The 11,704-nt window shown below is 74.7% G+C and carries 6 protein-coding genes; 5 read left to right on the top strand and 1 reads right to left on the bottom strand.

The annotated features are described in order from the left end of the window. Window positions 1–9: 9 nt before the first annotated feature. A complete protein-coding gene (locus AB0I67_RS15825; RefSeq protein ID WP_357923585.1) occupies window positions 10–1,038 on the bottom strand; it encodes an LLM class flavin-dependent oxidoreductase in 1,029 nt (342 codons plus the stop codon). A gap of 270 nt (window positions 1,039–1,308) precedes the next feature. On the opposite strand from AB0I67_RS15825, the gene AB0I67_RS15820 reads away from it, so the two are divergent. The 5 genes from AB0I67_RS15820 to AB0I67_RS15800 are packed head-to-tail and all read left to right on the top strand — an operon-like array spanning window position 1,309 to window position 11,703. Further along, a complete protein-coding gene (locus AB0I67_RS15820; RefSeq protein ID WP_357923583.1) occupies window positions 1,309–2,379 on the top strand; it encodes a hypothetical protein in 1,071 nt (356 codons plus the stop codon). A gap of 15 nt (window positions 2,380–2,394) precedes the next feature. Beyond that, window positions 2,395–3,756, top strand: coding sequence for a DUF6002 family protein (locus tag AB0I67_RS15815; protein ID WP_357923581.1), 1,362 nt, complete (start codon window positions 2,395–2,397; stop codon window positions 3,754–3,756). Continuing rightward, on the top strand, window positions 3,753–5,363 hold the full coding sequence (locus AB0I67_RS15810) for a beta-ketoacyl synthase N-terminal-like domain-containing protein (protein ID WP_357923579.1): 1,611 nt from the start codon (window positions 3,753–3,755) through the stop codon (window positions 5,361–5,363). Before AB0I67_RS15815 ends, AB0I67_RS15810 begins: the two co-directional genes overlap by 4 nt. Further along, on the top strand, window positions 5,360–8,389 hold the full coding sequence (locus tag AB0I67_RS15805; RefSeq protein WP_357923577.1) for a thioesterase domain-containing protein: 3,030 nt from the start codon (window positions 5,360–5,362) through the stop codon (window positions 8,387–8,389). Before AB0I67_RS15810 ends, AB0I67_RS15805 begins: the two co-directional genes overlap by 4 nt. Next, window positions 8,386–11,703: an amino acid adenylation domain-containing protein gene (locus tag AB0I67_RS15800; protein ID WP_357923575.1), complete on the top strand. Its 3,318-nt coding sequence runs from the start codon at window positions 8,386–8,388 to the stop codon at window positions 11,701–11,703. The genes AB0I67_RS15805 and AB0I67_RS15800 overlap by 4 nt, the downstream gene beginning before the upstream one ends. The last annotated feature ends 1 nt before the right edge of the window (window position 11,704 follow it).

The raw sequence follows: 11,704 nt of genomic DNA, 5'->3' as shown, positions 1-11,704 counted from the left end.
TTCAGGGCCTCAGGGGCCGAGCAGTTCGGCGAGCCAGCCGAGCTGCTCGGCCCGGTCCTCCACGGTGGGCGCCGCCGGCCCGACGATCACGCTGGTCGCGCCCGCCCGGCGGTAGGCCTCCAGCCGCTCGCGCACGCGGGCGGGCGTGCCGCACAGCGCCAGCTCCGCCACGAGCTCGTCGGGCAGCTCGTCCATGGCCGCGCCGAGCCCCTCTTCGAGGTAGACCTCCTGCACCCGCCGGGCCACCTCGCCGAATCCGAGCCGCTGGGCCAGCCGGTTGTAGAAGTTGACCGCGCGGGTGCCCATGCCGCCCAGGTACAGCGTCAGCATGGGACGGACGAGGTCGCAGGCGTAGCCGGGGTCCTCGTCCACCATGGCCAGCACCATGGGCGAGACCTCGGGCAGCGCCCGGCCGCTTCGTGCCGCGCCCTCGCGCAGGTGGGCCGTGGAGGCGGCCAGGTGCTCGGGCGGGAAGTGGATGGGCAGCCACCCGTCGGCGAGTTCGCCCGCGAGCGCGATCGCCTTGGGGCCCATGGCGGCCAGGTGGATGGGGAGGGGCTTGCGCACCGGCGAGATCGCCAGGCTCAGCTCCTTGCCGCCGGGCAGCGGCAGTTCCAGGGTCTCGCCCTTGTGGCTGACCGGCTCCCCGGCCAGCGCCTGCCGTACCACGGCCACGTAGTCGCGGAGGTGGGCCAGCGGCCGGTGGTAGGGCCGGCCGTGCCAGCCCTCGGTCACCTGCGGGCCGGAAACCCCGAGCCCCAGCCGGAACCGTCCCTGGGAGTACCGGTCGACGGTGGCGGCGGCCATGGCGGTGGCCACGGCGCTGCGTCCGGTGATCTGGACGACGCCGGTGCCGAGCTCGATGCGCGTGGTGCCGGCCGCCAGCCACGCCATCGTCGTCACCGGGTCCGCGCCGTAGCCCTCTGCGGCCCAGACGGAGGCGTAGCCCAGCCGCTCCGCCTCCTTGACCAGCCGTAATTGGTCGTCAGGACTGGCCGCCACCGGGCCGAGTGTTCCGATGCTGAATCCGAGCCGCACGTCCGCTCCTCGTGTGGGGATGCCTCCGCTCCGCATCATCCCCCGTCGGACGGCCTCTGCGAAGATCCTCCGGCCAAGCGGCATTGTCGACTAAGTCAATCGGGATTGCCGGAAAGTGATGATATTTCGGACAGTCATACTTCGCGCTACAAACCATCTTAGAAGTGCGGACTAACCGGACGTTTGACATAAATCCAGGTTGATCATCACAATGTGTCCCGGCCTGGCGATCCCAGGTGAATTACAGCCCCACCCGAGGAGAATTACGGTTTGACCGAAACCTTCGGCGGGCGGCCCCTCGTGCTGATCGGTACCGGCGGGCTGGCCCGAGGCCTCGCCTATGCCCTGGCCACCCTCGCCCGCACCCCGCTCCGACTCGTCGTCGCGGGCCGCACCCCGGAGCGGGCCGCGGAGGTCTGTTACGTCACCACGACCCGAGCCGCCCTGACCGGCGCCCCGGTCGTGGCCGAGCCGGTCCCTGTCGACCTCACCGGCGACCCCGCCGGCGACCTGGTCTCGACCCTGGCCGGGCTGAACCCCGCCGGGGTCGTGCTGGCCGCCTCGACCCAGTCCCCCTGGGAGGCGACGCACGCCCCGTCCGCCTGGACGTCCCTGGTCCGGAGCGCCGGGTTCGGTCTCACCCTCCCCTTCCAGGCCGACTTCGCCGTCCGCACCGGCCGTGCGGTCGCCGAGGCCTGCCCGGACGCGTGGTTCGTGAACGCCTGCTTCCCCGACGCGGTCAACCCGGTCCTGTCGGCCCTGGACGTGCCGGTGCTGTGCGGGATCGGCAACGTGAACCTGCTGGCCGCGAGCCTGCGGGGCACCCTGCGCCTGGGCGCGGACGAGCACCTGGCCGTGCTGGCGCACCACGCGCACCTGCACGCGCAGCCGGAGGAGGCGCGCGCCTGGGTGGGCGGCGAACCGGTGGCCGGTGTGGGCGGGCTCCTCGCCGCCCAACGCTCCACCACCCGCAGCGAGCTCAACCACGTCACCGGACTGGCCGCCGCGCGCGTCCTGCTCGGCGTGCTCGCCGGCGAGGAGCAGCGCGTGAGCCTGCCCGGGCCGCTCGGGCTGCCGGGCGGCTACCCGGTGCGCCTGACCGGCTCCCGGCTCGAACTCGATCTTCCCGCGGGCCTGAGCCGCGAGGAGGCGGTCGCCTTCAACCAGCGGTCCGCCGCTCGCGACGGCGTCATTGTTGAAAACGACACTATTTCCTTCACTTCCGACTTGACCGAAATTCCGAAATTCCCCGTGCACGAGCTCGACCGGGTCCGACTTGAGTTAGACCAGCTCAGGACCCGGCTGCGTGACCGGCACCCATCCGAGCATCCCCACGCCTGAACGAGGTCCGCCAGCATGCCGAATTCCGTTCTGTCTCCCGCCACCCGGGAAGCCAACCTGCTCGTCGACTTCTACGACAGGTTGCCGCGCGCGATCGCCGCCTGCGTGAGCGACCCGGCCCCGATCCGGGACGGCGGCTCGTTCTCCCCCGGCTTCCTGCTGCCCGAACTGGACCAGCCGCTGCGTGACTTCCTGGCGCCCGCCACCGCCGCCTGGCAGCACCTCGGTCAGTACGGCGGGCACCGCCTGACGCTGCTCGACCTGACCCGCAACCCGGGCACGGGCACGACCAAGACGTTCGCCTCGCTGCTCATCGTGGCCCGCGCGGTGGAGTACATCCGGCGTTACGACGAGCCGGTCACGATCTTCTCGCCCACCTCGGCGAACAAGGGCACCGCCCTGCGCGACGCGGTCCTACGTGCCATCGAGGCCGGCCTGGTCGAGCCGGAGCAGCTCCGCGTCGTGGTGCTGGCCCCCGCCTCCTGCCTGGGCAAGCTGCGCTCCAGCCGGCTGTCGACCGACCCCGCGCTGCGCGCGCTCAACCCGCTGCTGCTCTACACCGGCCCCGAGCCCGAGGAGGTCAAGGCCATCGGCCGGGCCTTCGCCGACAAGCACGCCGCCGAGGTCCCCGGCCGCCTGTGGTACTCCCTGGACCTGGCCAACTACCTGGTCGCCGACACCGCGCGGGCCTTCTTCGAGCAGGAGGTCGACCCGATCGGCCCGGTGCCGCGCCTGCACGCCCACGCCGTCTCCAGCGCCTTCGGCATGCTGGGCTACCACCGCGGCCGCGACGTCCTGGAGGAGGACGGCCTGGCCTCGCCGGACACCCGCCCGGCCACGCTGCTCGTGCAGCACCTGGGCACCCCCGACATGGTGCTCAACCTGCGGCACGGCAGCTTCGACCGGGAGGGCCTGCCGGCCTACGAGCCCGACGGCCAGGGCCTGTTCCGCCAGTCGGCCGACCCCCGCTTCCCGCAGGTCACCTACGACCCGCAGGAGGTGCTCGACCCGACGTTCTACACCCACCGCCCGGCGACCTCCCCGGCGATGAACGACCTGATCGAGCGCTTCGGCGGCGACGGCATCGTGGTCTCCCTGGCCGAGTGCGTCGAGCGCTACCCGCAGCTTCGCGAGCTCCTGGCGCCCACCTCGTGCGCGCTGCCCGCCGACCTGCGCGCGCTGCGCGAGTGGTCGCTGGTGATGGCGCTCACCGGCGTGGCCAACGCCGTGGACCGCGGGCTGGTCGAGGAGGGCCGCGACATCGTCGTGCACGGGTCCGGCTCCTACGGCGCCGCCGACTACCGGCTGCTGGAGAGCGACGCCATGATCCAGGTCGCGTCGGTCGAGGACGTGGCCGAGGCGGTCCTGCGTCCGTGAGCGAGCTAGCAGTCGCCGTCGTCGGGATGGCGGGCCGCTTCCCGCAGGCGCCGGACGTGCGGGCCTTCTGGCGCAACCTGCTCGGCGGGGTGGACGCGATCCACGACTACCGCCCGGAGGAACTGCTGGAGCTGGGCATCGAGCCCGGCACCGGCGTCCCGGCGGGCGGCCGGCTGGAGGACGTGGCCGGGTTCGACGCCGGCTTCTTCGGCGTCTCCCCGGCCGAGGCGCTGCGCATGGACCCGCAGCAGCGGCTCTTCCTGGAGCAGTCCTGGGTGGCGCTGGAGGACGCCGGGTGCGATCCGGAGCGCTTCGACGGCCTGGTCGGCGTGTTCGCCGGGTCCTCTGCCAACCGCTACTTCCTGTTCCGCCAGTTCGACGGCGACTGGGAGCACCCGGCGGGCTGGGCGCCCGACTACCTGCCGGCCCAGGCCGCCTACCGGCTCGGCCTGACCGGTCCCGCCATGGCCGTCCAGACGGCGTGCTCCAGCTCGCTGGTCGCGATCTGTACGGCGGCGCAGAACCTGCTGGACTTCCGCTGCGACCTCGCCCTCGCCGGCGGGGTCAGCGTCACCGAGCCGCGCTGGCGGCACACGCCGGGCGGGCTGGTCTCGCCCGACGGCCGCTGCCGCGCCTTCGACGCCGAGGCCCAGGGCGCCGCCTACTCCAGCGGCGTCGCGGTGCTCGCGCTCAAGCGCCTGGACGACGCGGTGCAGGACGGCGACCAGATCTACGCGGTGCTGCGCGGCTGGGCGGTCGGCAACGACGGCGCCGCCCGCGCCGGCTTCGCCGCCCCCGGCCTGGCCGGGCAGGCCATGGTGGTCGCCGAGGCGCTGGCGGGCGCCGAACTGTCGCCCGGCGACATCGGCTACGTCGAGGCGCACGGCAGCGGCACCGCGACCGGCGACGCCATCGAGGTGGCCGCGCTCACCCGGGCCTTCGGCGCGGGGCTGCCGGCCGGCTCGTGCGCGCTCGGCTCGGTCAAGACCGGCATCGGCAACCTCGACGCCGCCGCGGGCGCCGCCGCGCTGATCAAGGCCGTGCTCGCGGTGCGGCACGGGATCGTCCCGGCCAACCTGCACTTCACCACCCCGAACCCGGAGATCGAGTTCGGGCCGTTCTTCGTGCCGGTCAAGAACCACGAGCTGGCGGTTCGGCGAGCGGGCGTGAGCTCGTTCGGGCTCGGCGGCACCAACGCGCACGTCATCGTGGAGTCCTTCGAGGCCCCCGAGCGAGCCCCCGAGCAGGACGGCTGGCACGTGCTGGTCCTGTCGGCCCGGTCGGAGCAGGCCCTGCGGGAGGCCGCGGCGAACCTGGCCGGGTTCCTGGAGGCCGAGCCGTGCCGCCTGGACGACGTGGCGTTCACCCTGGCCGGCCGCCGCGCCTTCCCGCACCGCCTCGCCGTCGTGGCCCGGGACGCCGCCGAGGCCGTCGCCCTGCTGCGCGGAGGCCCCGCCCCGGACGCCCCCGCGGACCTGCGGGACCTGGCCTCGGCCTGGGAACGCGGTGACGCGGTGGACCTCCCGGCAGCCGCGCACGCCCGCCGGGTACCGCTACCCGGTTACCCCTTCCAGCGCGAGCCCTACTGGATCGAGAAAGCATCATGAGCCGCTGGTTCAGCGTCCCCCGCCCCCGGCCGCAGGCCAGGGCGCTGCTGTTCTGCCTGCCGTACGCCGGGTCGGGCGCCGTGGCCTTCCACGGCTGGGCCGCCGCGGCCGATCCCGGCCTGGAGGTGCTCTCGGTGGTGCCGCCCGGCCGCGAGAGCCGCATCACCGAGCCGATCGGCTTCGACGTAGCCGAGCTCGCGCAGGTCATCGCCGCGCGGGCGGACCGACCGTACGCGCTGTACGGCCACTCGATGGGCGGCCGGGTCGGCTTCGAGGTGGTGCGCGAGCTGCGCCGCCGAGGCGAGCGCCTGCCGGAGCGGCTGTACCTGGGCGGTTGCCGCCCGCCGGACCGGATCGACCCGCTGGACGGGCTGTCCCAGGCGCCCGACGAGGTGCTGCTGGCCCGGGTCAGCGCCCTGGGCGGCATGCCGCGGGAGGTGCTCGACTCCCCCGAGCTGCTGGAGCTGGTGCTGCCCATCCTGCGCGGCGACTTCGCCTGGCTGGACGGCTACCGCTACGAGGCCGAGGAGCCGCTGCCGGTGCCGATCACCGCCTTCGGCGGGGCCGACGACCCGGTCACCGGGGCCATGCCGTACTGGGAGGAGCACACCAGCGCCGGCTTCGAGCTGCACGTCGAGCCGGGCGGGCACTTCTTCCTGCACGAGTCGATGGAGCGCATCCTGGGCGTCGTGGCCGGTGACCTGCTGGAGCGGCCGCATCTGACGCCGCTGGGCCGGACCGGCTGGTCGGTGTGGCGGGAGGCGATCCTGCGCAGCACCGGCTTCCCGGCCGAGGGGCTGGAGCTGTTCGCCGCGCCCGACCTGGCGCTGGCCGCCGACGAGCACCTGGACGCCGCCGGCGACCCCGACGGTCCCGACGCCGGCGGCGACCTGTTCGACAAGACCTTCGAGGCCGCCGTCGCCGAGATGGCGGCCCGCGCCACCGAGCTGGCCGCCGACCCGCTGCTGCGCGAGGCCGTCATCTGGCAGAACCGCACCATGCTGCCGTCGCTGGACGGCCTGGCCACGCCCGGGCCGCGCAACCACCGGCGGCGCTCGCGGGAGCTGATGCTGGCCAAGTACTGGCAGCGCTACTGCGCCAAGAACGAGACCATCGGCTTCTTCGGCCCGGTCACCTGGACCAGGATCGACGCCGACGGCCCCGCGATCACCGTCGAGCCCGGTCCCGGGCTGGTGCGCGAGCGGCGGGTCGGGTTCGAGGACTGGGCCATCCGCGCCTACGCCGCCCGCCTGGCCGCCGACCCGGACATCCGGCCCTGCCTGCCGCTCGCCCTCCAGCCACACCTGGCGCTGGAGGGCCGCGAGCTGCACCGGCCCGCGCAGCCGCCGATCGTGCTGTCGGCCGCCGAGGCCGCCGTCCTGGCGTTGTGCGACGGCCGCAGGTCGGCCGCGGCGGTGGCCGACGGGGTCAGCGGGCAGGCCGGCATCCGGACCGCCGACGACGCGATGGTCCTGCTGGAGCGGCTGGCCGAGCGCGGGCTGCTGTCCTGGGGCGAGCTGCCGCAGGCGCCCGACACCGAGGTACGGCTCCACCGCCTGCTGACCGAGGCCAAGGCCGCTGCGCCCGCCTCCGCCGAGGAGGCCCTCGACGCGGCGCTGGCCGGGCTCGACCGCCTGTGCGCGGCCCGTGACCGGGTAGCGGCCGCCGCCGGGGACCCCGAGGCGCTGCTGCGCGCGCTGGGCGCCATGGACAGCGAGTTCACCGAGGTCACCGGCCTGGACGCGCAACGCAAGGCGGGCCAGACCTACGCCGGGCGCGGCCTGGTCTACGAGGACACCGTCCGCGACGTGCACGTCGCCTTCGGCGCTCCGGTGCTGGAGGCCCTGGCCGAGCCGCTGGCGCTGCTGCTGCGCGCGGCCCGGTGGCTCACCGCCGAACTGGCCGCCGCCTACGGGGCCGCGCTGCGCGAGCTGTACGAGGAGCTGCGGGCCACCGACGAGCGGGTGCGCTTGGCCGACCTGTGGTTCCTGGCGCAGGGGGCGCTGTTCGGCGCCGGGCACCGCCCGGTCGACACGGTCGCCGAGGAGTTCGCCGCCCGCTGGACCAGGTTGTTCGGCCTCACCGACGAGCCGGTCCAGGAGCTCCGCTTCACCGCCGCCGACCTGGCCGAGGCCGCCGAGCGGGCCTTCCCCGCCGTGCTCCCCGGCTGGTCGACCGCCCGGCTGCACAGCCCCGACCTGCAGATCTGCGCCGAGAGCGCGGAGGCGATCAGGAACGGCGACTTCCTCATCGTCCTGGGCGAGCTGCACGCGGCCTGGCCCACCTTCAACTGCGCGGTGTTCACCCGGGCCCATCCCGACCCCGAGTTCCTGCGCACCGCGATGGTCACCGACCTCGGCCCCGACCGGGTGCACCCGCTGCCGCCCGAGGGCTGGCCGCGCTTCACCGGCCGCATGGCCGCCACCCTGGACGGCCCGACCGACCGGCAGCTCGGCTGGACGGCCGCGCAGGGAGCCGACCCCGGCGCCCTGCTGAGCGCGGCCTCCGTGCTGGTCGGCGAGCAGGACGGCGAGCTGGTGGCGACCTGGCCGGACGGGACCGTCCGGCCGCTGCTGGAGATGTTCGCCGGGCTGATGTCGATGCACGCCGTGGACGGCTTCAAGCTCACCGCCGCCCGCGGCCACACCCCGCGCCTGACGATCGACCGGCTGGTGGTGGCGCGCGAGACCTGGCGCACCACGACCGGCGAGAGCGGCCTGGGCGAGGTGCGCGGGGAGAAGGAGGCCTACCTGGCGGTGCGTGCCTGGCGCCGCCGCCTCGGGCTGCCCGAGCGCGTCTTCGTCAAGCTGTCCACCGAGATCAAGCCGACCTACGTCGACCTGGGCAGCCCGCTGTACGCCGCCCTGCTGTGCGCGATGGTGCGCCGGGCCGGCGACCCGGGCACCCGGCTGGTGATCACGGAGATGCTGCCGGGTCCCGAGCAGGCCTGGCTGACCGACGCCGAGGGCCGCCGCTACTTCACCGAGCTCCGCCTGCACACCACCGACCCGCTGGGGATGCCATGACCACGCTGCCGGACCTGGTCCTCGAGCACGCCGCGCGCCGTCCGGACGCGCCTGCCGTACGGCAGTGGGACCAGGTCGTCACCTACGGCGAGCTGGCCGCCGGGATGCGCGCGCTCGCCGCCGAGCTGCGCCTGCTGGGCGTCGGCCCCGACCGCCTGGTCGGCGTCTGCCTGCGCCGCACGCCGTCCATGGTGACCGGACTGCTCGGCGTACTGCTCGCGGGCGGCGCCTACGTGCCGCTCGACCCGGACGGCCCGCCCGCGCGCCGGGCGGAGATCGCCGCCGACGCCGGGCTCGACGTGATCGTGGTCGACGAGCAGACCGCCGGCCTGGTCGAGGCCCCGCACCTGGTGCCCGTGACCGGCGGGAGCGGTTCGGTTTCCGCCGGTACGGCAGGGCCGGACGACCTGGCCTACGTGCTGTTCACCTCCGGCTCCACCGGCCGCCCCAAGGGCGTGATGATCAGCCACGCCGCGATGTCCGCCTTCGCCGCCGGCTGCGGCGAGCTGATCGGAGCCGGCGAGCACCTGAAGACGCTCGGCTTCACCAGCCTGCTGTTCGACGTCTCGGTGGCCGAGCTGGCCGTGACGCTGGCCGCGGGGGGCACCTTCATGCTGGTCGACGAGCAGGACCGCCGGGACGCCGCCAGGACCCAGCGCTTCGCCGCCGAGCACGAGGTCAGCTTCGCCATCCTGCCGGTGCCGCTCCTGCCGCTGCTGGACCCGGCCGGGCTGCCGGCGCTGCGCGTCATGATGACCGGCGCGGAGGCTCCCGGGCCCGAGCAGGTCGAGCGCTGGTCGGCCGGCGGGCGGCGGTTCCTGAACGCCTACGGCCCGACCGAGGCCACCGTCGCGGTCGCCGCGTTCGAGACCAGCGGCACCTGGACGCGTCCCCTGCCGTTCGGCCGGGCCTTCGGCGGCCACCACCTGCACGTCGTGGACGAGCGGCTGCGGCCGGTGCCGCCCGGCCAGCCCGGTGAGCTGCTGATCGGCGGGCCCGGCCTGGCCCGGGGCTACCTCGGACGGCCCGGGCTGACGGCCGAGCGGTTCGTGCCCGACCCGTGGGGCGAGCCGGGCGGGCGGCTGTACCGCACCGGCGACCTGGTCGTGCTGCAGGACGACGGCGAGCTGCTGTTCCTGGGCCGCGCCGACCGGCAGGTCAAGATCAGGGGCCAGCGGGTGGAGATCGGCGAGGTGGAGACCGTGCTGCGGGCCCACCCCAAGCTCGCCCACGCCGTCGTCGAACTGGTCGACGGCCGGCTCGTCGCCTACTGCACCCCCGACACCGCCACCGCCGAGGAGGTCCTGGAGCACTGCGCCAGGCACCTGACCGGCGCCATGCTGCCCACCCGGGTGCTGCTGCTGCCCGAGCTGCCGCTGCTGCCCTCCGGCAAGGTGGACACCGCCGCGCTGCGCGAGCAGCCGGCCGCGCCCGCCCGCCCGCCGGTGACCGAGCGGGAGCGGCAGGTCGCCGCCGTCTGGCAGCACGTGCTCGGCACAAACGAGGCGGGGCTCGACGACGACTTCTTCGCCTCCGGCGACTCCATCGGCGTCATGCGGCTGGTCGCCGCCCTGCGCGAGGAGCTCGGCCTGGAGGTGGCCGTAGAGGACGTCTACGCGGCCAGGACCCTGGAGGGCGTGGCCGCGGCGCTCACCGAACCCGACCCGCTCCCGCACGGCAGCGCCCCCGCGCTCACCCCGGCGCAGCGGCGGCTGTGGTTCCTGGACAAGCTCGCCCCCGACAGCTCCGCCTACAACATCCAGCTCGTCGAGCACCTGCGCGGCCCGCTGGACGTGGAGACGCTGGGCAAGGCGCTGGCCTCGGTGGCCGCCCGGCACGAGGTGCTGCGCTGGCGGGTGCCGGACGCGGGCGGCCTGCCGTACGTGGAGGTGGACCCGCCCGGCGAGGCGCCGTTCACCGTGACCGACGGCGAGCTCGACGCGATCGTGCAGGCCGAGGCCGGGCACCGCTTCGAGCTGGCCACCGGGCCGCTGTGGCGGGCCGTGCTGGTCCGGCGGGCGCCCGAGGAGCACGTGCTGGTGCTGACCTTCCACCACGCGGTCTTCGACGGCTGGTCGCAGCGGCCCCTGCTGGAGGACCTCTCGCGCGCCTACCGGCACGGCCCGCTGGAGCCGCCGCCCGCGGCCTTCGCCGACTACGCGGCCTGGCGGGCCGCCAGGGACGCCCGGCGCGGCCCCGGCGACCTGGCCTGGTGGCGCGAGCACCTGGCGGGCGTCGCTCCGGTGCTCGAACTGCCCGGCGACCGGCCCCGGCCGGCCGCGCAGACCTACAACGGCGCGATGGTCACCCGGCGGCTCGGCGCCGACCTCGACCGGGCCGCCCGCGAGCTGGGCGTCACCGTGCCCGCGGTGCTGCTGGCCGGGCTGGGCGAGCTGCTGCGCCGCGTCACCGGCCGCGACGACCTGGTGATCGGCACCCCGATCGACGACCGGCGGCACGAGGCCTTCCAGGACCTGGTCGGCTTCTTCGTCGAGATCACCCCGCTGCGGCTGCGGATGGGCGAGCGCGACAGCTTCGCCGACCGGGTGGCCGCCGCCTCCGACGAGCTGCTGTCGGCGCTGGCCCATCCGGGCGCGACGCTGGAGACGGTGGTCGAGGCGCTCGCGCTGCCCCGCGACCCGCGGCGCTCGCCGCTGGTCCAGGTCCTGTTCAACGTCTACAACTTCCCCGCGCCGCACCTGGATCTGCCGGGCGTGCGCGCGGGCAGCCTGGAGGCGGGCCAGCCCGGCTCGCCCTTCGACCTGACCGTCTACGTGGCCGAACGGGACGGCGGGCACGCGGTGGACTGCGTCTACAACACCGACCTGTTCGACCGGGACAGGATCGAGACGCTCGTCGCCGCCTACGCCGCCCTCCTGGAAGGCGGCACGGCCGAGCCCGGCCGCCCGGTCACCGGCCTGCACGCCGACGGGCTGGAGGCGTTGCGGGCCGGCGTCCTGGCGCCTGCCGTACCGGAACGGCCCGCCGCCAGGGGCGGCGTCGCGGTCACCGAGACCGAGCTCCTGGTCTCCGCCGTCTGGTGCGAGGTGCTCGGCCGCGAGAGCGTCGGCGTCAGTGACAACTTCTTCGACGCGGGCGGGACCTCGATGTCCCTGCTCGTCGTGCAGGACCGCCTGGCCGAACGGACCGGACGGCGGCCCGCCGTCGTGGACCTCTTTCAGCACACCACCGTCCGCGCGCTGGCGAGCTATCTCGACGGCGACACGGGCGCACCCCTTCTCAACCGGGCCGACCAGCGGGCGCAGGCCCGCCGCCAGCGGTCCGACCAACGCAGGAAGCGAGGCCGGCTGTGAC

This window comes from Nonomuraea sp. NPDC050310, from assembly GCF_040655795.1.
Taxonomy (GTDB): domain Bacteria; phylum Actinomycetota; class Actinomycetes; order Streptosporangiales; family Streptosporangiaceae; genus Nonomuraea.
Note: the sequence above shows the minus strand (reverse complement) of the source record. Positions and strands in the feature narration are given on the sequence as shown.

Bases quoted from the DNA above. Each gene is read 5' to 3' on its own strand.
- AB0I67_RS15800 (WP_357923575.1), top strand. From the start codon at position 8,386: ATGACCACGCTGCCGGACCTGGTCCTCGAGCACGCCGCGCGCCGTCCG.
- AB0I67_RS15805 (WP_357923577.1), top strand. From the start codon at position 5,360: ATGAGCCGCTGGTTCAGCGTCCCCCGCCCCCGGCCGCAGGCCAGGGCG.
- AB0I67_RS15815 (WP_357923581.1), top strand. From the start codon at position 2,395: ATGCCGAATTCCGTTCTGTCTCCCGCCACCCGGGAAGCCAACCTGCTC.